The 21,085-nt window shown below is 62.2% G+C and carries 19 protein-coding genes; 9 read left to right on the forward strand and 10 right to left on the reverse strand.

The window, feature by feature from the left end; translation table 11 throughout:
* Positions 1-357: 357 nt before the first annotated feature.
* From mksF to mksB, 3 genes are all read right to left on the reverse strand, one after another.
* Entirely contained in the window at positions 358-3,207 is a 2,850-nt protein-coding gene (mksF, locus tag MCB86_RS15435) for an Mks condensin complex protein MksF (protein WP_239611401.1), read from the reverse strand.
* Positions 3,204-3,890 carry an Mks condensin complex protein MksE gene (gene mksE / locus MCB86_RS15440; protein ID WP_239611402.1) on the reverse strand — a complete coding sequence of 229 codons (687 nt, stop codon included), beginning with the start codon at positions 3,888-3,890 and terminating at the stop codon, positions 3,204-3,206. The genes mksF and mksE overlap by 4 nt, the downstream gene beginning before the upstream one ends.
* Positions 3,891-3,988: 98 nt before the next feature.
* Complete coding sequence (gene mksB / locus MCB86_RS15445; protein WP_045163411.1) at positions 3,989-5,230, reverse strand: Mks condensin complex protein MksB; 1,242 nt, start codon at positions 5,228-5,230, stop codon at positions 3,989-3,991.
* A gap of 189 nt (positions 5,231-5,419) precedes the next feature.
* Here mksB and MCB86_RS15450 point away from each other — a divergent pair, with 189 nt between their 5' ends.
* Genes MCB86_RS15450 through rimI form a run of 3 tightly spaced genes read left to right on the forward strand, consistent with a single transcriptional unit; the run spans position 5,420 to position 8,254 of the window.
* The gene (locus MCB86_RS15450; RefSeq protein ID WP_239611403.1) at positions 5,420-6,967 is read left to right on the forward strand and encodes a 2-isopropylmalate synthase; all 1,548 of its coding nucleotides are present in this window, start codon (positions 5,420-5,422) and stop codon (positions 6,965-6,967) included.
* Positions 6,964-7,791: an energy transducer TonB gene (locus MCB86_RS15455; protein WP_239611404.1), complete on the forward strand. Its 828-nt coding sequence runs from the start codon at positions 6,964-6,966 to the stop codon at positions 7,789-7,791. Before MCB86_RS15450 ends, MCB86_RS15455 begins: the two co-directional genes overlap by 4 nt.
* A 10-nt stretch (positions 7,792-7,801) precedes the next feature.
* A complete protein-coding gene (rimI, locus tag MCB86_RS15460; protein WP_045163408.1) occupies positions 7,802-8,254 on the forward strand; it encodes a ribosomal protein S18-alanine N-acetyltransferase in 453 nt (150 codons plus the stop codon).
* Positions 8,255-8,353: 99 nt separating this feature from the next.
* Here the strand turns inward: rimI and MCB86_RS15465 are convergent, their stop codons facing one another.
* Positions 8,354-8,896 (reverse strand): hypothetical protein, encoded by a 543-nt coding sequence (locus MCB86_RS15465; RefSeq protein WP_239611405.1) that lies wholly within the window; start codon positions 8,894-8,896, stop codon positions 8,354-8,356.
* Positions 8,897-9,082: 186 nt separating this feature from the next.
* Between MCB86_RS15465 and otsB the strand changes: the two genes are divergently transcribed.
* The 4 genes from otsB to MCB86_RS15485 all read left to right on the forward strand — a co-directional run bounded on the left by otsB (position 9,083) and on the right by MCB86_RS15485 (position 12,916).
* On the forward strand, positions 9,083-9,847 hold the full coding sequence (gene otsB, locus MCB86_RS15470) for a trehalose-phosphatase (RefSeq protein WP_239611406.1): 765 nt from the start codon (positions 9,083-9,085) through the stop codon (positions 9,845-9,847).
* A 25-nt stretch (positions 9,848-9,872) separates the two neighbouring features.
* The gene (gene otsA, locus MCB86_RS15475) at positions 9,873-11,282 is read left to right on the forward strand and encodes an alpha,alpha-trehalose-phosphate synthase (UDP-forming) (RefSeq protein ID WP_045163405.1); all 1,410 of its coding nucleotides are present in this window, start codon (positions 9,873-9,875) and stop codon (positions 11,280-11,282) included.
* Positions 11,283-11,357: 75 nt separating this feature from the next.
* Positions 11,358-12,005 carry a carbonate dehydratase gene (gene can, locus MCB86_RS15480; protein WP_045163403.1) on the forward strand — a complete coding sequence of 216 codons (648 nt, stop codon included), beginning with the start codon at positions 11,358-11,360 and terminating at the stop codon, positions 12,003-12,005.
* Entirely contained in the window at positions 12,005-12,916 is a 912-nt protein-coding gene (locus tag MCB86_RS15485) for a DMT family transporter (RefSeq protein ID WP_239611407.1), read from the forward strand. The genes can and MCB86_RS15485 overlap by 1 nt, the downstream gene beginning before the upstream one ends.
* Before the next feature lie 39 nt (positions 12,917-12,955).
* On the opposite strand, the gene MCB86_RS15490 is transcribed toward MCB86_RS15485, so the two are convergent.
* Together MCB86_RS15490 and MCB86_RS15495 are read right to left on the reverse strand one after the other, a co-directional pair.
* On the reverse strand, positions 12,956-13,147 hold the full coding sequence (locus MCB86_RS15490) for a hypothetical protein (RefSeq protein WP_045163401.1): 192 nt from the start codon (positions 13,145-13,147) through the stop codon (positions 12,956-12,958).
* Between the two features lie 106 nt (positions 13,148-13,253).
* On the reverse strand, positions 13,254-14,180 hold the full coding sequence (locus MCB86_RS15495) for a LysR family transcriptional regulator (RefSeq protein WP_239611408.1): 927 nt from the start codon (positions 14,178-14,180) through the stop codon (positions 13,254-13,256).
* A 203-nt stretch (positions 14,181-14,383) separates the two neighbouring features.
* On the opposite strand from MCB86_RS15495, the gene MCB86_RS15500 reads away from it, so the two are divergent.
* Complete coding sequence (locus MCB86_RS15500; protein ID WP_239611409.1) at positions 14,384-15,634, forward strand: cation:dicarboxylase symporter family transporter; 1,251 nt, start codon at positions 14,384-14,386, stop codon at positions 15,632-15,634.
* Between the two features lie 12 nt (positions 15,635-15,646).
* Here the strand turns inward: MCB86_RS15500 and MCB86_RS15505 are convergent, their stop codons facing one another.
* From MCB86_RS15505 to MCB86_RS15515, 3 genes are all read right to left on the reverse strand, one after another.
* Positions 15,647-17,242 (reverse strand): argininosuccinate lyase, encoded by a 1,596-nt coding sequence (locus MCB86_RS15505; protein ID WP_239611410.1) that lies wholly within the window; start codon positions 17,240-17,242, stop codon positions 15,647-15,649.
* 59 nt (positions 17,243-17,301) lie between these two features.
* The gene (locus MCB86_RS15510) at positions 17,302-18,543 is read right to left on the reverse strand and encodes an OprD family porin (RefSeq protein WP_239611411.1); all 1,242 of its coding nucleotides are present in this window, start codon (positions 18,541-18,543) and stop codon (positions 17,302-17,304) included.
* 153 nt (positions 18,544-18,696) lie between these two features.
* A complete protein-coding gene (locus tag MCB86_RS15515) occupies positions 18,697-18,999 on the reverse strand; it encodes a putative quinol monooxygenase (RefSeq protein ID WP_045163397.1) in 303 nt (100 codons plus the stop codon).
* 57 nt (positions 19,000-19,056) lie between these two features.
* Between MCB86_RS15515 and MCB86_RS15520 the strand changes: the two genes are divergently transcribed.
* Complete coding sequence (locus tag MCB86_RS15520; RefSeq protein ID WP_239611412.1) at positions 19,057-19,461, forward strand: VOC family protein; 405 nt, start codon at positions 19,057-19,059, stop codon at positions 19,459-19,461.
* A gap of 237 nt (positions 19,462-19,698) precedes the next feature.
* Here the strand turns inward: MCB86_RS15520 and MCB86_RS15525 are convergent, their stop codons facing one another.
* Positions 19,699-20,967, reverse strand: a complete 1,269-nt coding sequence (locus MCB86_RS15525) for a carbohydrate porin (protein WP_239611413.1) — start codon at positions 20,965-20,967, stop codon at positions 19,699-19,701.
* Positions 20,968-21,085: the final 118 nt, after the last annotated feature.

The following is a 21,085-nucleotide window of genomic DNA, read 5'->3' on the forward strand; positions in this document are numbered from 1 at the left end:
GGCTCCGGTAGCATTGGCCTAGCGGGAAGAGTTCCGGCTTTGGATTCCGGGCAGGCTGGCTGCGATAGCAGCAAGCCGCTCATGCATCGAGCTATCTGGCTCTGTGAATCACCAATGCCGAGAAACTGGCAGGCTAGAAGAAGCGGCTACTGAGATAGACGCGCTCGACGACAATCGATGCATGGCGGAGCGACGATCAATGCGGATCGTCACACCGTTTGGGAGGAGACTCATGGCTACGGGCAAACCGCACTCTTACGTATGAGATAGCTTGGACTAGAGGCGATAGAAAAAGGCCGTTTCGGCTGGAACCAGCCCGCGCACCGGAGCAGACTGGTCAGCTCTCGACCACCGTGTTCAGCTAACCGGCTCGACCTCTTTCACGGCTTTTGGATCAGAGGCGGCGATCGATGTCTCAGCCTGATCACGGCGCTTAATGAATTTCCAATCCGCTTCGTCGATATAGATTCCGGCCGGGCCGCTACCGCCTTCCAGGTCGATAGCTACATGTGCCGACACCTGCGGCTTCACCGAGGCCAGAATCGGCACGAAGCCGAGTTGCAGGCTGGTTTCGATGAGTGCTTGCTGGTTGCGTTCATCGATGTCGGCCGCCTCATCCAGGTAATAGGGAAGGCGAATACGACCGGCCTGTTCGCGGTCCATCAGGTGCAGCAACAGGTACATGTTGGTCAGTGCCTTGATGGTCATCGTCGTACCGTTGGACGCCGCGCCGTCGATGTCGGTATGGATCACCGGCTGGCCGCCCACCTTGGTAATTTCGAACGCGAGCTCGAACAGGTCCTTCAGGCCCAGCTGATTGTTGTTAGCGGCAACCAAGCGTGCCAGGTACTCCTTGGCCTCCTCGTTCTTGCTGTCCTGTTCGCTGCTTTGCTGCAGGTCGAATACGGACAGCGTCTCGCCTTGCTCGTATTGCCCGGCGCTGTGGATGATCTGGTCGATATGCTTGAGCGCATCCTTGTTCGGTGCCAGGACGATGCGAAAGCTTTCGAGGTTCGAAACCTGGCGCTTGTTGATCTCGCGGTTGAACAACGCCAGCTGATGCTCGAGGCTGTCGTAGTCGCTGCGGATGTTGCGCAAGGTCCGGGCGATATCGGTGACGGCCGCGCGACGTGCCTTGGCGAGCGTCAGGGCTTCGTCCTGGCGATGCGCGTAAGCGTTCACCAGCAGTTGCAACCGCCGCTCGGGATCTTCTTCGCTATCAAACTTGGCGACGCCCTTGAGGCGCACCTGCGCGTAGAGCGCTTCGATCTGGCCGTCGACGCGTTGCAGCGCCTGCCAGCTGTCCTGATAGTCGTTGAGCAGCGGCTGGAGGTTGTCCAACGAGTCGTCCACCGGATCCATGAAGGGCATACCGAATGGTAGATCTGCAGGCAGCAGCTGACGGCGACGTAGCGCGTCCTCCAACGTGCGCTCCTTGGCCTCGAGATCCGCCAGCTGACGGCCGACCAGTTGCAGCTTCGCCGATAGATGTTGCACTCGCTCGGTGAAGGCATCGCTGGTCCGCTTGAGTTCGTCCTGCGCCGCCTCGGCCTGGGCCAGTTGCTCAAGCTTACTGTTCTCTTCGGCTGAGAGCGTCTGGCAACGGCGGAAGTCCTCCAAGGCTTTTTGGGCGTCTAGCACCTGCTGGTAGAGCTGTTCGGCCTGCGCCTTGCTCGCGGCGCGGTCGACCGCCACTGAATGCTGGGCCTTGAGTTGTTTCAGTTCACGCTCCAGTCGATCCTTCTGGTCACGCAATGCGGCACGATCAGCCAGCGCCTGCAGGGCCGGCGGTTCAATATGGGACAAGTCGATAGATAACCCGGGCGCCTCGAAGCGCTCGCCCTTGAAGCCGTCCAGGACCGCTTCGAGCGACTTGACCCAGGCCTCGCTATCATCCAGCGCGATGCCTTTGTCCCCTAGCGGCAGGCTGAATAGCTGCCCATTGAACAGCCGCATGAGGCGATCAACGTCCGCTTGCGAGAACTCCTCACGCAGACGGGAGTAGCTGTTGTTGTCCGCGTGGTCCAGTTGCTGCCGGACCGACTTGAGCCGCTTCTCAAGGTCGCGCAGGCGCTCGTCGAGGTCCTCGCTGGAGAACTGGCGCGACTGCGATAGCGCGCCGGCCAACTCGTCATGGGCATCCTTGGCGGCGAGCAACTGCTGCTCGAGCACATGAGCATCATCGACCAGCGCAAAGCGGTTTTTCAGCGAGGAGAGCTCGCCCAGCCAGCGTTGAATCTCACTGATCTCACGCTCCAGGCGCATCAGTTCGGAGGTGCTTCCACGTTGTTCGTTCTGCAGGCCGTCCTGCTCGCGGCGATAGTGTTCGGCCTGGATGACCAGCTCTTCCTTGCGCGCGCCAGCATAGTCCTGCCAGGTCCCGAGCAGCGAGTCGAGCAAAGGCGACAAGCGATGCAGTTTGCCGCGCAGCAGTTCTCGCTGCGCCACGCCGGCAGCGAGAGCTTCAACCAACGGCCCGGCTGCAACCAGCGCTTGATAGTCCTGCTCCATGCGGCGCACGTCGCGGAAAGCCTCTTCGGTAGCTGCAATGTAATCGACACTGCCGGAGCGCAGGCTGTGCTCGAACGCATCGAGGAACAGCTGCTTGAGCTTGGCCGCCGTTATCTCGCGCATGTGCAGCAGGTTGATGAAAAGTGCGCGGAACGTCTTCAGGCTCTGCTCGCTGGTCGAACGCAGTGGGATCAGCGTTATGTCCAGCGGGATAGCGGTGTGGCCGCCGACCAGCAGGCGGCGTAGTTCGTCCGGCTTGGCCTCGTAGGCCTTGATGCCGGCGCGCTCCAAATTGGCGAACAGCTCGCGTTGGCGTAGGCAGGTGCCGTTCTGCTGGTAGTGATCGAGATCCAGCGAGCCCTGGTAGACGAAGAACTGGTGACCAAAGCCACCACCCGGCCCGCGACCAGCAACGCCGATTACGTGAGGGCCATGGGGCAGGGCGACTTCAACGAGGATGTAGCTGGTGTCGCTGGCGAAGTAGAACTTGCGCGACTGCTCAAGGCTGTACTTGCCGAAACTCATATCCGACATGCGCGCCAGAATCGGAAACTGCAGCGCATTGATCGACGCGGACTTGCCCAGGTTGTTCGCACCGTAAACAGATAACGGCGTTTCCAGCGGAAAGATGCCGAGGCTATAGCCGGCGGTGTTCAGCAGGGCGAAGCGGCGGATGCCGTAGCGTTCCTGGCTCATGCTTCAAGCTCCTTTTCTTCGGCGATGGCGCGTGCCAGGGCATCTTCTTCGCTATCGTCAGGGTCGCGATCGATAAGAATGATGTCGTCCTCTTCTTCCTCGGCCATGAGCTGAGGTGCCGCCAGTGCCAGATCGCTGCTGTGCAGGTTCGCCGCGAGGTCGCGGTCCTGCTGGACGGATAGGCAGACGTCGAGGAAGCGGTGCATCGGCGGCAGGAAACGGTAGATGCCGTTGCTGTCTTCGGCGAAGCCTAGTTGCGTCAGGCGGCGGATCACCTTTTCTTCCAGCTCGTCCTGGGTGGTCACCTCGGCCTGCAGGAACAGGTCGCGGTATTTGTCCAGCAGCGCGGGCAGTTCGTCCCGGCCCAGGGTACCGCCGTCGAGCACCGCGAGTGGATCGCGGCCCTGGTCGGCCAGATGCTCGACCAGAATGAAGGTGAACAACGCCAGGCGCTGTGCGGTCTTGTTGACCTGCGCCCCCATCTGCTCGGGGACGAAGTAGTAGAAGCCGCGTGGGTCGCAGACCAGCTCGAAGCCGAGCGCCTTGAACAGCGCGCGGTACTGGTCCTGCATGTTGGACAGCTGGGCGTAGCATTCCGGCTCGCTGCGGGACAGGTGATATCCCTTGAACAACTCGCGGAAGATTGGGGCCAACTGGGTCATTTCTTTCAGATCGATGTTCATAGGCAACTCAGGGCAATCGGCGGGTGAAAACCGCGAAGCGCTTTTCACAAAATGGGTTCGAGACAGGGCGCGCAATACCTGGTCCAGCTCGTAAGCGCTCAGGCATCGGCGTTGGCCAGCAGGGCGAAAGAGCTGAGGCTGACTTGATGCTCGCGCGTCAGGTATTCACGGCGCTCCAGGCGGTCGCGCTGGAAGCGTGCATCGCGGGATAGGCGCGAGAACCAGTAGAGCAGCTCGTCGGTTGCGCCTTCCGGTTCCTGCTCGAGCAGCCATTGCATCAGGTCAGGCAGCGGTAGCGCCTGTTCGCAGCGGTCGAGCATTTCTCGCGCCGTCAACGGCGAGCGCGGTGCGTCGGTCCTGCGCTTGCTGCCGGCCCTGGGGAATTGCGCCGGTTTCGGCTCGAAGCGGGCCAGGGCATAGACATAGGCCTCGACCTGGCTGGCCGAGCCGAGAAAGGTGCTCTGCGGGCGGGTGAACAGCGGCAACGAGGCCTGCGGCACGGCATCGAGTCCCTTCTTGCGGATGGCCGACAGCGCCAGCGCGGCACCCCGGGTCACGGCGTTATGGCGGCGCGCCTCTTCCCGCAACGGCAGCAACAGCTCGCGCGCGTGGCGCAGGGTCAACTGGGCGGTACTCTGCATCTCGAGAATGCGCGCATGGGTGCGCAGCAGCAGGTCGTCGTCGACCAGCTGGCCGAGGCGCTGCTGCTCACCGAGCAGCTTCATCAGCACCTGTTCGACGCGGTATACGCCCTGCTCGAACGCACCATCGGCCGCGACCAGCTGGATCATCGGTTCGACGTATTCATCCCAGGTGGCGAGGACCTCGGCGTAACGTTGACGCAGCGGAATCTGCCGATCGCTGGTTTTTGCTCGGTCGGCGACACCGATCAGGGCCTGCTCGTCATTGGCTAGCTTCTTCAGCACGTCGCGCACGCGCATGTCGAGCAGACGCAGCTGGCGGGCGAGGTCCTGGCCGTCGCGAATCTCGAAAGCGTCCTGGATATGCCCGGCCAGGCGTTCCAGATGGCGGAGGTAGGCTTCGATCTCCAGGCACAGGCCGAGCCGATGTTCGCGGCGCAGGTAGGCGAGGAAGTCATGGATTTGCGCGTTGAGCTCGAAGCGATTCGGGCTTTTCGCCACCGGGACCAGGATATCCAGGCGGATCCACTGATCGAGCAGGGCGGTGATATCGGTGGGCGTGCCTTCCGGCAGTTGCGCGGCGAGCTGATGACGCAGCTCGATCAGGCTCAGGGTGCCGGCATCGAAGCGCTCGCACAGTGGCTCGAGCAACGTCCAGTGTTCGGCGAGGGCACGCAGTACGCGCTTGGGTTCGATCATCTGAATCGGTTCTGTCGGCTGCAAAAAATAGTCGGCAATTGTACTGCCTGACCCAGGTGCAAATCAGCCCAAACCGATCGTTGGGATGACGCAATGAGACGCTCGGCCTTCCCGCTTTGCTGGTTTCCGGCCACAATTCACACTTGAGGCGCCGCCTGAGTCCGCACGGCTGGCCAAGAGGAGTTCGACATGAGCAGCAACGACCGCGTCATCATCTTCGACACCACCCTGCGAGACGGTGAACAGAGCCCCGGCGCCTCCATGACCGGCGAAGAAAAGCTGCGCATCGCCAAGGCCCTCGAGCGCCTGAAGGTGGACGTGATCGAAGCCGGCTTCGCGATTGCCAGTCCGGGGGATTTCGCCGCGGTCAAAGCGGTGGCCGATCACATCAAGGACAGCACCGTCTGCAGTCTGGCGCGTGCTGTCGATGCCGATATCGAGCGCGCCGCCGAGGCGCTGGCCGGTGCTAATTCCGGGCGCATCCACACCTTCATCGCCACCAGCCCGATCCACATGCAGTACAAGCTGCGCATGCAACCGGACCAGGTGGTCGAGCAGGCTGTGCGCGCGGTGACGAAGGCCCGCAATCTCTGCGCCGACGTGGAGTTTTCCTGTGAAGACGCAGGACGTTCGGACATCGACTTCCTCTGTCGCATCATCGAAGCGGCCATCGATGCGGGCGCCCGCACGATCAACATTCCGGATACCGTCGGCTACGCCATCCCCCATCAGTACGCCGACATGATCCGCCAATTGCTCGAACGCATTCCCAACGCCGACAAGGCCGTGTTCTCCGTGCATTGCCACAACGACCTGGGCCTGGCGGTGGCCAACTCGCTGGCGGCGGTCGTTGCGGGTGCGCGGCAGGTCGAGTGCACCATCAACGGGCTGGGTGAACGCGCCGGTAACGCCGCGCTGGAAGAGATTGTCATGGCGATCAAGACCCGCCAGGATTTGCTTAACGTGCACACTCGCATCGAAACCGAGCACATCCTCAGCGCCTCGCGCCTGGTTTCCGGCATCACCGGCTTTCCGGTGCAGCCGAACAAGGCCATCGTCGGCGCCAACGCCTTTGCCCATGAGTCCGGTATCCACCAGGATGGTGTGCTCAAGCACCGCGAAACCTACGAGATCATGTCCGCGCAATCGGTGGGCTGGAACGCCAACAAGATGGTCATGGGCAAGCATTCCGGGCGTGCCGCATTCCGTTCGCGGCTCGAGGAGCTCGGTATTGTCCTGCCGGGCGAGGGTGAGCTGAACGCGGCCTTTGCGCGCTTCAAGGAGCTGGCCGACAAGAAGCACGACATCTTCGACGAAGACCTGCAAGCACTCGTCTCTGACACCCTCGCCGAAGACGTGCAGGAACATTTCAAGCTGGTGACGCTAGAGGTGGCGAGCAAAACCGGCGAGGTGCCGGACGCCAAGCTCGTGCTGAGCGTGGACGGCAATGAGCTGCCCGCCTCGGCACAAGGCTCCGGGCCGGTCGATGCGACCTTCAAGGCCATCGAATCGGTCGCCAATTCCGGCGCCACGCTGCAGCTCTATTCGGTCAACGCCATCACCAAGGGCACCGACTCGCAAGGCGAGGTCACGGTGCGGCTGGAGAAGGGAGGGCGCATCGTCAATGGCAACGGCGCCGATACCGATATCGTCGTGGCGTCCGCCAAGGCCTATCTGAATGCGCTGAACCTGATGCAGGTCGGCGCCAAGGCGCATCCGCAGGTAGTCGGGGTTTGATCACCGAAAGCCGGCGTCGGGCCTTTCTCGACGCGATGCAGGTCACCACCTGGCTACCACGGGTCGAGCTTCCCTTTGCCGCGCCGTCGCGCCCGGAGCTGCTGCAGTTCGTCGAGCCCGAAGCCATGCCCGCGCCAGTCGTCGAGCTTGAGCAGCCCGTCGCGCAGCCAGCCCCCTCGTCGCCCGCGCCGGTAACAGACGCGCCAGCGGCCACGGCGAGCCCGGCCGCCGATGCGGTGCGTGCGGCCATGCCCCGCATCGCCATGCCCGAGCCGAAAAAGGCGGCCGCGAGGCCCGCTGATGCCGAGCCGGCAGCCGCCGAGCAAAAGGCAGCCATACCGCCACCACGTTTTGCCTTGCAGTTGCTACGAGCCGGTAATTGCCTGCTATTGGTGGAATTGCCCACCGGTGAGTCTTTCCAGAGCCGCGATCCCGCCTACCTGCTGCTCAAGGATCTGCTGCGCGCCGCCAAGCTACCGGACAAGCCCCAGCAGGTCGGTGACGGTGAGCCGATTCGTTGGCCATTGCTGCACCGCGGCAGTCTCGATCAGGGCGCCGAGGCAGCACGGGATTATGTGCAAGGTGTCGTGGCTGCCGAGCTGGAGGAAATGGGTTGTGCCTGCCTCTGGTTAGTGGGTTTGCCGGCGCTGCGCTTTGCTGGTGAGGTGGAGGCAGACGCCTGCTACCGCGAGCTGCATATCGATGGCATCGGCCACGCTTTGGCCATGCCCGGGCTCGAGCAGTTAATGGAGCAACCTGGCAGCAAGGCCGAGTTGTGGAAGGCGATGCGTCGCAGCATGCCGCGTTGGGTTATGGGTTTATGAGCAGTGCTTCATGAGTGATGCAGTCAGTTTTCGCCCCATGACGGCGGCGGATATCGAAACAGTCCTGAAAATCGAATACGCCGCCTTCAGTCATCCCTGGACCCGCGGCATCTTCACCGACGCGTTGAGCGCTTATGAATGCTGGGTCATGCTCGAAGGCGAGCAGCAGGTGGGTCATGGCGTGATCAATGTCATTCTCGACGAGGCGCACCTGCTGAATATCACCGTCAAGCCCCAGAGCCAGGGGCGTGGGCTGGGGTTGCGGCTGCTTGAGCATCTGATGCAGCGGGCTCACCAGCGCGGAGGGCGCGAATGCTTTCTCGAGGTGCGCGCCAGCAATACGTCGGCCTACCGGCTCTACGAGCGTTACGGCTTCAACGAAGTAGGGCGGCGCCGTGGCTATTACCCTTCCGCTGACGGACGCGAAGATGCCTTGGTGATGGCCTGCACATTGATCGATTGATCAGGCAGGGACCGCCATACGAAGCCCGACCCAGACGATCGGGCTTTTTCCTTGTTGAAGCGGCCGCCACCCGGATCCGGCACGAAGCGGCAAACAACCTTATCGTCCTGGCGCCTTGTCCCGCCCGGAGTCCAGCGGCGCGTCGCCTTCGAGTTCGTTGTCGTCCATCAGGTCGTTATTTTCATGCAGCACGGCATCGCCGCCGCCGAGCCCGGTGTCCGGGTCGCCCTTCGCCGGTCCGTCCCAAGGCTTGCCGTCCAGTGGGTCATAGCGACCCTTCTCTGCCTCGTCGAGATCCACGTCGGCACCGATGCGATGTTCGGAGACTTCGCTCAGATCCTGGTCGGCCGGGCCGCCATGGCCGCGTTCGTTAGGTGAGCGCGAGCCGTCTTCGCGAATAAGCGTCTCAGGCGCAAGGTCGTCCATGGTGGTGTCGCCATCCGGCACTTCTCCGGTGGTCATGCCCGCTTCGGCTACTCGCTCCGGCGGGAACTCGTCCTCGACTTCTTCGGCCGGCACCTCGTCACCGATACGGCCCTTGCGATCGTCGCGATGCTGGTCGAAATCGAGCTGCTCCATCGAGCCCATGCGGTCCTCGGTGTCGTCGATCTCCGTGGGTGTATAGGGCTTGCGATCGTTCATGACAACCTCCTGTGTGAGCTGCGGTCTTGCAGGTTGTGACCCGGCGTCGATGCGAAGATTCAGGCTGGCCGCTGGCCGGTTCGGGCTTTATGAACCAAGCTGCAAGGGCCGCCTGTTTAGCGCCTAAGCGCTTGTGATGACACAAAAAGCGCGAACCACCGTCGACTATCCGGAGTCTCAAGGTTCATGAACAAACCAAATGACCGACCCGGGCTAGAGGTCCGGCGCTGCGCTTTCTTTTTCGACGTCGACGGCACGCTGGCAGAAATACAGCCTCGCCCTGAGCTCGTGACCATTCCACCTCGCTCGCTGATTGCCCTGGAGCACCTGCATCTCAGCGAAATTCCCTTGGCGGTTATTTCCGGCCGTCCGCTCAGCCAGCTCGATGATCTGCTCTCGCCACTGCGGCTGCCGGCTGCCGGCGTGCACGGCGCCGAGCGCCGCACCGCGGAAGGCGAGATGCGCAATCTGGCGCTCGACAAAGACGTGTTCGAAGCCATCCAGCGAGAGCTTGCACACGCCTGCGGTCAACACCCCGGCCTGTCGCTGGAAAACAAGACCATCGCATTCGCCCTGCATTTTCGTTTGGCCCCGGAGTTGGAAGGCACCGCCCGAGCGCTGGCTGAAGACTTCGTCGAGCGCTACGGCGACGTCCTGACGCTGCAACCGGGAAAATGCGTGTTCGAGCTAAAACCTCGCGGCGCGAGCAAGGGCGAGGTGATTCGCACCTTCATGCAGGAGGCTCCATTCAAAGGAAGGATGCCGGTGTTCGTTGGTGACGATCTGACCGACGAGGCGGGCTTCAAGGTCATCAACGAACTGGGAGGACTGAGCATCAAGGTCGGTACCGGCCCTACCGAAGCCAAGCAACGCCTGGACTCGGTAGAAGCCGTTGGCGCCTGGCTCGAACGCTTGCTCGATGCACTCTCAGAACAGCCGGAAAACCAATAAAACCAGACTGGAGCGAGAACGACCCATGAGCCGACTAGTAGTGGTTTCCAACCGAGTAGCGCCGATCAAGGCGGGGAAGGTCGCTGCTGGCGGGCTTGCAGTTGGCGTCTATGACGCGTTGCGCCAGGCCGGAGGTATCTGGTTTGGCTGGAGCGGTGACGTAAGCAGCACCCCGCAAACCAACACCGAGACCATCGGCAATATCACCTACGTGACGATGGGCCTGACCAAGCAGGATTACGACCAGTATTACCGCGGATTCTCCAATGCCACGCTCTGGCCGATCTTCCACTACCGCATCGATCTGGCCCGCTACAACCGTCAGGAATATGAGGGGTACCGCCGGGTTAATGCGATGCTGGCGGAGAAGCTCAGGCCGCTGCTCAAACCCGACGACATCATCTGGATCCATGACTATCACCTGATTCCCTTCGCCGAGGCCTGCCGTCAGCTGGGTATTCGCAACCGCATCGGCTTTTTCCTGCATATCCCGTTTCCGCCGCCGGAAATCCTCACCGTCATCCCGCCGCACAACGAATTGCTCAAGACGCTGTGTTTCTATGACCTCATCGGCTTTCAGACCGAAACCGATCGTCTGGCCTTCCAGGACTACATGACCCGTGAAGTGCGCGGCATTCTCGAAAACGATGGCAGCCTGACGGCGTACGGACAGAACTTCCGCGCCGGGGTCTACCCGATTGGCGTGGTTCCAGACGAAATCCAGGACCTGGCCGAGTCCTACAAGACCCGCCGCAAGCCTATGCGGCGTACCACTGACGTGGCACGCAAGAAGATCATCAGCGTCGATCGGTTGGATTATTCCAAGGGGCTGGTGGAGCGCTTCAAGGCCTACGAGGCCTTCCTCGAACGCTACCCGGAGCACCGCCGCGCGGTCGAGTTCGTACAGATCGCACCGACCTCCCGCTCTGACGTGAAGACCTATCAACACATCCGCCAGCAGCTCGAAAGTGCCGCCGGCCACATCAATGGCTGGCTGTCGGATCTGGATTGGACGCCGCTGCACTATCTCAATAAAAGCCATGATCGACGCGTGCTGATGGGGCTGTTCCGCAGCGCCGATATCGGCTTCGTCACACCGCTGCGCGACGGCATGAACCTGGTCGCCAAGGAATACGTCGCGTCGCAAGACCCGGAGGATCCTGGCGTGCTGGTGTTGTCGCGCTTCGCCGGTGCCGCCCGTGAGCTGACCTCGGCGCTGATCATCAATCCTTACGATTGCATCGGCATGGCCGAGGCGCTCGACCGCGCCATGCGCATGTCTCTCACCGAACGCAAGGATCGTTACGAGCACATGATGCGCGCCATCCGCGCGGCGGACCTCGACGCCTGGCGTGACAATTTCCTGCGCGATCTACGGGCGTTCTCTTCCCGCCCACGTGCGGAAGTCCCGTCGAACCCGCTGTTTACAGTCTGAAGCTGTGACGCACCGGTCTGCATGCTTGTCATAATGCCGACCGGTTCGTAACGTTTCGGATGGATGGGGTAGGCGATGAGCAACGATCTTCAACAGTTAATCGAAAACAACGCGCGCTGGGCTGAAGCCATCATTGAGGAAGACCCTGACTTCTTCACCAAACTGGCCAAGCAGCAGGTGCCGGAGTACCTCTGGATCGGCTGTTCCGATGCCCGCGTACCCGCCAACGAGATAGTCGGCATGTTGCCGGGCGATCTGTTCGTACACCGCAACGTTGCCAACGTGGTGTTGCACACCGACCTCAACTGTCTGTCGGTCATCCAGTACGCGGTCGACGTGCTCAAGGTGAAGCACATCCTGGTCACCGGTCATTATGGTTGCGGCGGGGTACGTGCTTCGATGCGCGATGATCAGCTCGGCCTGATCGACGGCTGGCTGCGCACCATCCGCGACCTCTACTACGAACACCGCGACCATATCGCCAGCTTCCCCACCGAGGAAGCGCAGGTCGATCGTCTGTGTGAGCTCAACGTCATCCAGCAGGTCGCGAACGTCAGTCATACCACCATCGTCCAGAACGCCTGGCACCGTGGTCAGCCGCTGTCCGTGCATGGTTGCATCTATGGCATCAAGGACGGCATCTGGAAGAACCTGAACGTTACCATCAGCGGCCTGGACCAGTTGCCACCGCAATACCGCCTTCGCCCAGTTCGGCCAGTGTGATGGCCAAGCGTCACGGATGGGCCTTCGCCGGCCTGCTGCTCGCTGTGCTCTGCTGGAGCGGAAACGCCTTGGTGGCGCGCGCTTTTCATGAAGCCATCCCGCCACTGACGTTGTCGTTCTGGCGTTGGGTGCTGGCGACCTGTCTGCTGCTGCCGTTTGTCGTGCGTTCGATCTGGGCCCACCGTGCGGCCCTGCGAGCGGCCAGCTGGCGCTTGCCGATCATCGCGGCGCTGGGCGTCAGCAGCTATAACTCGCTGTTGTATTCCGCCGCGCAAAGTACCGAAGCCATCAACCTGACGCTGGTGAATACCTGCCTACCGCTGTTCACCTTTATCGGTGGCGGACTGTTGCTGGGTGAATGGCCGGCACGGCGTGCCTGGTTTGGCATGGCCATCGCGGCGGGCGGCTTGATCTACCTGATCAGCCGCGGCAGCTGGGCGGCGTTCAGCAGCCTGTCATTTCAGAGCGGCGATCTGATCATGCTCGGGGCGGTGGTGGTTTGGGCGCTTTATACCCTGCTACTGCGGCGCTGGGGCGGCTTTCTACGGGTACCGCCGCTGACGCTGCTGGGTGTGCTGATGCTGATCGGCACGCCGATGATTATGCCGTTTTACCTGTTCGAACTGAGTCAGGTCGGCGGTTTCACGCCCACCCCGATTAACCTCGCAGTCATCGCCTACACCGCCATCTTCGCCTCGCTGGTGGCGTATCTCTCCTGGAACCACGGGGTCAAGACAGTCGGCGCGGCGAAAGCGGCCATGGCGACTTATCTGATGCCTGTCTTCACCGCATTCCTCGGCTGGCTGGTGTTGGGAGAGGGCTTGCAGGTGTTCCACTGGGTCGGTGGTGGCCTGATCTTCACCGGACTGCTGCTGGCGACCCGTCCGGCCACGCGCATGGCAGTTCGCTAGCGCGCCCACGAAAAAGCCCCGCGTTTGCGGGGCTTTTGCTTATTTGCGCTTGTGATTGTCCGGGTCGTCCTCGTCACTGCCATTCATCCGCGTATGCGTTGGCTCCAGGCTGTGACCGACCGGTTGCGTGCGCGTCGTATGGGCGGTGGTTCCGATCTCGACCTCATCGGCCGTGTTCGCCAGCTCATGGTCGCTCTTCTCATGGGGTGTCGCCTTGTCGTCTTTGGCCATGCTGCACCTCGTCATTGTGATGGACTCACAACCTTTGAAAGAGTGGGCAGGACGATGTTCTAACCAGCGGTCAGCTGTCGAGCGATCCCGACGGACGCACGCTGCGTCAATCCCGACTGATATTTGCCCGGTAATTTTTGGCCAGCTGCCGAGCCAGCGCGATGAAATTCTGCAACGCCGGCGACTGATTGAATTCGCGGCAGACCAACGTAAGTGGCGCGACCAGTCGTGGACGGGCGCCTACGATGCGTCGGTAGACCACGCTTTCCCGGTGGATGTCGCGCATGGAGGCCGGCACCACTGAGATCCCTTCACCGGCGGCGACCAGGCTGACGTTGGTCAGCATCCGCTCCACCTCGAAGGCCACCCGCGGCTCGAACCCGGCTGCTTGGCAGGCGTGCAAGAGGTTGGCATACATGCCTGGTGCGCCGGGGCGGCGTACGAGGATGAACGGCTCGTCACGTACTGCCAGCAAATCCACGGCGTCAGGATAGCCAGCCAATACGGGATGCCCGATCGGCAGCACCAACAGCAGCTCTTCGACCAGCAGCCGATGGAACTCGATACCCGCGGGTCGACTGACGGGCGCGCGGACGATCCCGACCTCCAACTGACCGGCACTGGCGCGTTCGGTCAGGCGGCCGGCGTTGCCTTCGTCCAGGCTGATGGCTACCGCCGGATACTGCTCGCGGTAGGCGCGGATGATCCGTGGGATCAACGGATGCGCCGCTGCCGACGAGGTGAAGCCGATGTTCAGCGTGCCCTCGACCCCGCCGGCGACACGAGCGGCCCGGCGCGCGCCGTCCTGCACCCGCGCCAGGATCGCCTTGGCTTCTTCGAGGAACACCGCGCCACCGGTGGTCAGGTCCACACCTTTGGGATGGCGCTTGAACAGCTCGAAGCCGAGCTCGTCCTCCAAGGCCCGAATCTGCTGGCTCAGCGGCGGCTGTTGCATGTTCAAGCGTGCCGCCGCGCGGGTGAAATGCCTCTCCTCGGCGACCATGACGAAATAGCGGAGGTGGCGAAGTTCCATATGGCGGCGTCCTGCTAAACGCCCGCCAGCGCGTTTGGCTGACGGAGCGCCTCGATGGGGTAGGATACGGGTTCTGAAGCGACCAGCAGCCTGTTGAAAAACTGCCTACGTTGGCAATTCGTCGTTGCTTTTGCCTCGTCTTGCCTGCCTCGTCTACGTTTTTTTCAACGGCCTGCTAAAACAACAACATCGCTCGGCGGCCCATGATTCTAGCCAAGCTGTACCGCAACGACACCGCTCTCATCCTGATCGCGATTGCCCTGGGCCTGTCGCTCGGTATCCTGCGGCCAGAACTGGCGGTCCAAATGAAGCCGCTCAGCGATGCATTCCTCGGCGTGATCGGCCACGCGGTGCCCCTGGTGATGTTCGTGCTGGTCGCCTCGGCGGTAGCGGCGTTCGGTGAGCGCGGGCAGCACACCCGCTGCGCCGGTCGGGTGGTGGCTTATTTCCTGATGATGGCCGTTTTGTCGCTGATCACCGGCGGGGCCGTGGGAATACTGCTTGCGCCCGGCGGCGATGCCGTGCCGCTCACCACCACAACTGGGCGGCCCATGAGCGATCTGCCGACCGCGGTGCTGACTAGCCTGGCGCAGGTCATCGGGCATACGTTCATCCTTCCGGTATTGTTGGCCGCTTTGCTGTTCGGCCTCGGGCTGGGTTGGGCAGGCGATGCGGGCGAACCGCTGCGGCGCCGGCTGGATACCTGGGTGGCATGGCTGCTCAAGGCGCTGCGCATGGTGCTTCGCTTCGCACCCTTGGCCGCATTCGGCGCGATGGCCTACACCGTTGGTCGATACGGACCGGCGTCCGCCTGGCCGCTGCTCAAGTTCGTCGGCACCGTCTACTTTGCCAGCGGCGTGTTCCTTGTGGTTGCCCTGGGCGTCGTGGCCCGGTTGGCCAACGTCGGCCTGTTTCGGCTCATCGCCTACATCAAGGCCGAACTCTGCCTGGTTGCGTTCACTGGTGCTTCGGTGGCCGCTGTGCCGGGCTTGATCGACAAGCTCGAACGCGCCGGATGCGCCCGGCGGGTGGTGCGGCTGGTGCTCAGCACCGGCTACACCTTCAATCTGGCCGGTTCGAATATCTACGTGGCCTGCGCTGCGGTGTTCCTGGCGCAGCTCGCCGGTGTCGCCCTGGATAGCACGCATGTGTTGAGTTTGCTGCTGGTGGCGCTGCTGACCTCGCTGGGCTCGACCAGTGCGGCGGGCTCGGCTTTTCTGACGCTGACCGCCACGGTTGCTGGCCTGAATCTGGTGCCGCTGGAAGCGCTCGGTCTGTTGCTCGGCGTCGAGCGGCTGATGAAGTGTCGCTCGCTGACCAATGTGATCGGCAACGCTCTGGCGTGCGTGGTGATTTCGGCCTGGAGCGGTGCGCTGGACCGCAACGCGTTGCGCGAGGCGCTGGTGCCTCACCGGCGGGCAGCGTTTCCCGGCGCGCTGGCTGGGAAACGCTGAGCTAGCCGCTTTCTAGTTTTTCAGCAGCGCATTGAAGGCTTTGTCCAGCTCGCTTTCCGCCTTGGCCACCCGATCACGGCGCACCTTCGCCCAGTGCTGATCGCCGGCCAAAGCCTGGTTGGCCTCCTTGAGCATCCGCTTGACCTCGGCTGGCTGCGGTCCGCCGGTGCCGACACGGGTCTTGACCATGTTCTGCGGCGACAGCGTGGCGCGGAACGCCGACTCGCTCAGCGGTAACTCCCGCGTTTTCCACTGGTACTTTTCCGCCACCTTGGTGAACAGGCGCTGCGCCTCGGTGTAGGGGAAGTTTGCCGGCACGAAGCCTTCCTTGCGCGCATGGCCGACTACCGCAGAAGCGAAGCTGTGACCGATACGGAAGGGCACCTTATGCTCGCGCTCCAGGGTATCGGCCAATTCCATCGAGGTGGTCCATTCAGCTTCCAGTTCTTCCAGCGCGCGTTCCGGATTGATCACCAGCGCGTCCATCACATTGCCCGTGCGGACGAACATCTCATGGGCGCTATCGAACAGCCCGAGGCCGTCGAATGCGAACTTGTAGTCGGTCATCCCGGTGGTCACGTTATGCGCACGCAGGGTGACGGTATGGGCCAGGCCGACGACGTCCGAGGCCGATTCCCGCGCCCGCATGATCAAGCCGGGGTTGCGCTTCTGCGGCATCGCGCTGCTGGTGTAGGTGGCGCCTTCCTCGAGCAGCATCCACGGACGGATCTGGTGGTACTGCGTATGGATGTCGCCCAACATCGCGCCGATACGGATCGCCGACGACGAGGCGATGCCCGCCGCTTCGATGGGAATGTCGTAGGTCGACACCTGCCCGGCATCCAGCGAGTTGTCGCGTACATCGTCGAAGCCGAGCAGCTCGGATAGCCGTTCACGGTTCAGCGGCCAGCCGGAATTGGCCAGCACCGCCGTGCCCATGGGGCTGCGGTTCAGACGGTCGTACAGCTCGCGGATGCGCTGGGCATCGCGCTCGAAAGCCGCCTCATAGGCCAACAGGTAATGCGCATAGGTGATCGGCTGTGCCTGCACACCGTTGGTGTAGGCCGGGATCAGCGTGTCGACATTGTTCTTCGCCAGCTCGAGCAGTTTTGCCCGGGTGTCGTTCATCGCGTCGGTGTAGTCGAGCAACTGGCTGCGCAGGGTGGCGAGGCGGTAGGTGGCGTACATGTCCTGGCGGCTGCGACCAGAGTGGATCAGCGAGGCCTGCGGCCCGATCTTGTCGATCATGATGCGTTCGATCTGCAGCACGTCGCTGGGCTTCTTGCCGTCGGGCTTGCTGGCCTGGTCGATCACATACTGAACGCCGCTGGCGATTTCACGGCCTTGTTTGCGGCTGACGATCTCTTCTTCGGTGAGCATCACGATGGACGCCTTGTTGATCCGGTTGACCCAGGTGAACTGGTCGTCGTGCTTGCCCGATTTAGCGCCGGAGCGATCGACCGTGGCGCCGATTTTCGCCGCCTCGGCCGCGCATTCGGCCGTAGTGCGGCAGGGCAGGTCGGCGGTGTCCGCAGCCTGTACGCTCAAGTGGCTGGCGCTCAGCGCGAACGCGACGGCCAGGGAAAGCAGCGTCTTTTGCATGATCATATTCATCTCCTGTTAAGCGACACCGTCACCCGCACGGGCGACGGGAAGGCGGGCGGCCGTTACAGCAGCGGCAAGGTGTAGCTGAGGATGAAGCGGGTCTGATCGATGTCATTGCCCGTGCTTCGGTAGGTGCCGTTACGCAGCTTCACGCCGAAGTTCTTCAGCGCGCCCTGCTGAAACACGTAACCGATATCGGTATCGCGCTCCCACTCGCGGCCGTTGCGCCCACCGGGGCCATCGAAGCCGTCACCACGCAGATAGCGCGTCATGAAGCTCAGGCCGGGAATCCCCATGGCAGCGAAGTCATAGTCGTAGCGCAGCTGCCAGGACTTCTCGCCGGGGCTGGCGAAGTCCGCCGAAATCATCACGTAGTTCACCAGGTAGGAATTGGTACCGTTGATATGCGGGAAGCCGGTTTCGCCGCTCATCTTCTGATACGCCGCGCCGAACGCATGACCGCCGAGTTCGTAAGTGAACTTGGCGCCGAAGGCGTCGTTGTCCACGTTGGTATTGCCGGCTTCGGTGGAACGGGCGAAGCGCAGATCGCTCTTGATTACCTGGTCGTCGCCCAACCGCAGGACGTGGGCCAGGTTGAATATGTGCTGCTTGTAGTTCTGGTCCAGATGACCGTAGTGGTAGCCCGTGGTCAGGTTCTTGGTCCAGCGATAGCTGGCGCTGGCGAAATCGAATTTGTCGCTGTCCTGTCCGCCCCTGATGCCCTTGCCGGAGACCTGCATGTCGTCATTGGCGGCGGAGTTGCGCAGGCTGTTCTGCGTCAGACGCCCCGCACTGAGCGAGAGCCCATCAATCTCCTTCGACGTCAGCATCCCGCCCCGAAAGGTTTGGGGTAGCAGGCGGGAATCGTTCGGCAACACGGTCGGCAGCTTCGGCAGCAAGGTGCCGGCACGCAGGATTGTTTTCGAGTAACGCAGCTTGGCCGCTGCGCCGAGTTGGCTGTATTCATCGGGCGCCTTGTCATCACCGACCGGCAACAACCCCGAATTCTGCCGCTCCGGGCCGGAATCGAGTTTCACCCCGAGCAGCCCGATGGCATCGACTCCGAACCCCACCGGCCCTTCGGTGAACCCTGATTCGTAATTGAGCAGAAACCCCTGCGCCCACTCGTCACGCTTCGACTGGTTGGCGCCGTCCTGACGGTAATCGGCGTTGAAATAGAAGTTGCGCAGTTCCAGCGTCGCCTTGCTGTCCGCAAGAAAATCCGCCATGACCACACCCGGCGAACCCGCACCCAACGCAGCAACCGCAATCGCCGCAGCAAGCGGCTTCGGTGACTTGAGCATCACTGTCTCCTGTTTATTTTTATTGGAGGTAGACGCCGCTGGCGCGAGGCCGGGCGTCTGCAGTGATGCTAATCAGCAAATAAGGGGATTAAAAATATATAGATAATCTCGAGTGGATACTTTCTGAATATCTTAAGCGCAGCATCTCGTTCATCAACGCTTGTTATTGCCGCACACCATATGGCCTTTCATGGCCTCCTGCTTAACGATGAACTCACCCACCAGCGGGCGGCTGTGCAGATAGTGCTCGGTGGTCTTGTGGTGCGCGAACGCCGCTTCGTCGCGGTACAGCTCGTAGAGATAGACGAGGTCGGGATCCGCCAGATCCTGGATGACATCGAACACCAGGCAATCCGGCTCGTGCTGCACTGAAGCGGCGGCGTTGATGCGCATCGCCTCCATGAACCTGTCGAATGAGCCCGGCACGAGTTGGGTTTTCAGGATAAGGCAGTACATGTGAGCTCCATTTTGTTTTAATGTGGGAGTTGGATTGTATACAAAAAGGAGAGAAAAATGCCGCAGCGTCCCGGTCGCCTGAACGGCTTGCGTCATCTGGCGCTTACCGTGCCAAACCTTGAAGAATGCGAATGTTTCTACGTCGACGTGCTGGGCATGGAAGTCCTCAACCGCGCCAGCAAGGATCTCGTCTACCTGACCTGTGGCAACGACAACCTCTCCCTGGGCCGCGCCCGGGAAAAAAGTAGCGGCGTCCAGGCGATGGATCATTACGGTTTCATCGTCGACAGCCTGGAAGAACTGCACGCCTGGTACGAATACCTGAAAGCCCAAGGCGTGACCCTGCTGGACCGCCCCTTCGCTCACAGCGACGGCGCTCATAGCTTTCATGTCCTCGATCCTGCGGGGAACACGGTTCAGCCGCTTTACCATCCGGCGATATCGGGGCAGCGTTTGCGTTGATGAGCGATGGGCAAGGTTCGTAGCGGCGTTAGCCGGGTGGCTGTGGATTCAAGAACACCCAAAGCTATTTATCCGACAGCTGAAGCCGGTCCGGACCGTTTGGAGGCAATTGCCGTGCGTTAACGAGGCGGCAGCTGAACCTTGGATGCGACGGTGCGGGTGCAGCGAATGCCGGCCAGCCAGAGCGGCGGCCGGCCGATCCTCAGCGTTCGGGGGAAGCGTGGCTTGGAGGCGTTTTCAGAAACTGATCAGCGTCTTTAGCCCGAATACAACCACGTCCTTGTCATCGTCGAAGCCGCCTGGTCGGTGGAAGTACTGGATGTTCGGCGTCAGCGAAACCGCCGGTGTCAGCGCCACGCGGTAATACAGCTCGGCCGGGTATTCCACGTCCGGCACCGGTTGGCCCTCTTCGCGCAAGCGCTTGCGGGCGTCGTCGTTGATTTCCAGGCGCCCGAGGCCCAGGCCCAGCTCGTCGTTCGGGCGCGAAGTGAATGGCGCGGAGAGCGTGCCGCCAACTTGCCAGACGCGCTCGATATAGGTCACGTCCGGGTCGGACTGGATGAAGTTGGCGAACAGCTTCAACCGTCGCTCGCCTACCGTGCTGCTCTGCCAGACCTGCTGCTCGGCCATCAGGTAGCCGCCGGTGGCCTTGTCGTGTTCGGCGGCTGGCGCACCGGATAGAGCCATCGGTCGACCGGCAGCGTCACGGTAGACGTCCTCGAAGTCGCCGGTATTGCGCCACAGACCCAGCCGATAGGCGCCGGGCTGGCCGGCAAGTGTCGGCGTCCAGCCCAGCTCGGCGACCGCGTGGTAGCCGGTGGTACCCGACGGGCTGCCGAAATTCAGGCGCTGGCTACGCTCGGTGAAGCGCGGATTGACCTGATAGATCGCGGTTTGCAGCGACCATTCCTCGTCCAACTGATAGCGCGCGGTGGCGCCCCACTGGCTGATCGGCCAGGTGTACCAGTTCGGCGTGATGTAGCCCGGCACCGTGCCGCAGAAGCCGAGGTTCTGGAACGGGCAGGCGAAGGGGTAGATTTCCCCGCTCATGGGCAGGCGGCCGAGCTTGATCAACAGGCGGTCGTCCAGCAGCGCCTGCTGGTAGTAGAGTTGCACCAGACGGGTCGCGCTGCCGTAGCCATAGATTTCCTGCGGTTGCAGGAGCACGCCCAGATCGGCTTCGGCGTTGAGGTTCTCGCCGTTGCGGTTGGTCATCGTGAAGCGAAGGCCGGCACCGGACCAGCCCAGCAGTTTGTCCAGGTCCAGCGCCGCATCGAACATGATCTGGTCGGAGTAGGTGCTGGTATGGTCATCGCCACCCTGGGTGTTGCGGGCCAGTTCGTGGACATAGGTGATTTGCAGGTCGACCCCGGCCTCGTGCAGGCGGGTGCGGGTGCCGTTCCAGTCGCCGAAGAGAAACTGGTCGGGTGAATATTCGGCCGCTTGGACAGAAGTGAGCAGGCAGGCGGCGAGAAAGCCGCTGCCGCAGCGCAGGCTTATTGTCATTGTTTGATCCTTTGGATGTAACGGTGCGGGATGCAGCGAATACCGTTGGCCGCAATGCCTGTGGCATGAACGGTATTCGCGTGCGTTTCTGCTCAGTGGTAACGCCTGACTACATGGC

Source organism: Pseudomonas sp. KSR10 (assembly GCF_022355455.1).
Classification (GTDB): Bacteria; Pseudomonadota; Gammaproteobacteria; order Pseudomonadales; family Pseudomonadaceae; genus Stutzerimonas; species Stutzerimonas stutzeri_E.

Coding starts and splice junctions, on each gene's coding strand:
- mksB (WP_045163411.1), bottom strand. CDS start 5,230: ATGATCGAACCCAAGCGCGTACTGCGTGCCCTCGCCGAACACTGGACG.
- MCB86_RS15515 (WP_045163397.1), bottom strand. CDS start 18,999: ATGTACTGCCTTATCCTGAAAACCCAACTCGTGCCGGGCTCATTCGAC.
- MCB86_RS15500 (WP_239611409.1), top strand. CDS start 14,384: ATGATTCTAGCCAAGCTGTACCGCAACGACACCGCTCTCATCCTGATC.
- mksF (WP_239611401.1), bottom strand. CDS start 3,207: ATGAGCCAGGAACGCTACGGCATCCGCCGCTTCGCCCTGCTGAACACC.
- can (WP_045163403.1), top strand. CDS start 11,358: ATGAGCAACGATCTTCAACAGTTAATCGAAAACAACGCGCGCTGGGCT.
- MCB86_RS15495 (WP_239611408.1), bottom strand. CDS start 14,180: ATGGAACTTCGCCACCTCCGCTATTTCGTCATGGTCGCCGAGGAGAGG.
- otsA (WP_045163405.1), top strand. CDS start 9,873: ATGAGCCGACTAGTAGTGGTTTCCAACCGAGTAGCGCCGATCAAGGCG.
- MCB86_RS15485 (WP_239611407.1), top strand. CDS start 12,005: ATGGCCAAGCGTCACGGATGGGCCTTCGCCGGCCTGCTGCTCGCTGTG.
- MCB86_RS15525 (WP_239611413.1), bottom strand. CDS start 20,967: ATGACAATAAGCCTGCGCTGCGGCAGCGGCTTTCTCGCCGCCTGCCTG.
- otsB (WP_239611406.1), top strand. CDS start 9,083: ATGAACAAACCAAATGACCGACCCGGGCTAGAGGTCCGGCGCTGCGCT.
- MCB86_RS15450 (WP_239611403.1), top strand. CDS start 5,420: ATGAGCAGCAACGACCGCGTCATCATCTTCGACACCACCCTGCGAGAC.
- MCB86_RS15520 (WP_239611412.1), top strand. CDS start 19,057: ATGCCGCAGCGTCCCGGTCGCCTGAACGGCTTGCGTCATCTGGCGCTT.
- MCB86_RS15505 (WP_239611410.1), bottom strand. CDS start 17,242: ATGATCATGCAAAAGACGCTGCTTTCCCTGGCCGTCGCGTTCGCGCTG.
- mksE (WP_239611402.1), bottom strand. CDS start 3,890: ATGAACATCGATCTGAAAGAAATGACCCAGTTGGCCCCAATCTTCCGC.
- rimI (WP_045163408.1), top strand. CDS start 7,802: ATGAGTGATGCAGTCAGTTTTCGCCCCATGACGGCGGCGGATATCGAA.
- MCB86_RS15510 (WP_239611411.1), bottom strand. CDS start 18,543: ATGCTCAAGTCACCGAAGCCGCTTGCTGCGGCGATTGCGGTTGCTGCG.
- MCB86_RS15465 (WP_239611405.1), bottom strand. CDS start 8,896: ATGAACGATCGCAAGCCCTATACACCCACGGAGATCGACGACACCGAG.
- MCB86_RS15490 (WP_045163401.1), bottom strand. CDS start 13,147: ATGGCCAAAGACGACAAGGCGACACCCCATGAGAAGAGCGACCATGAG.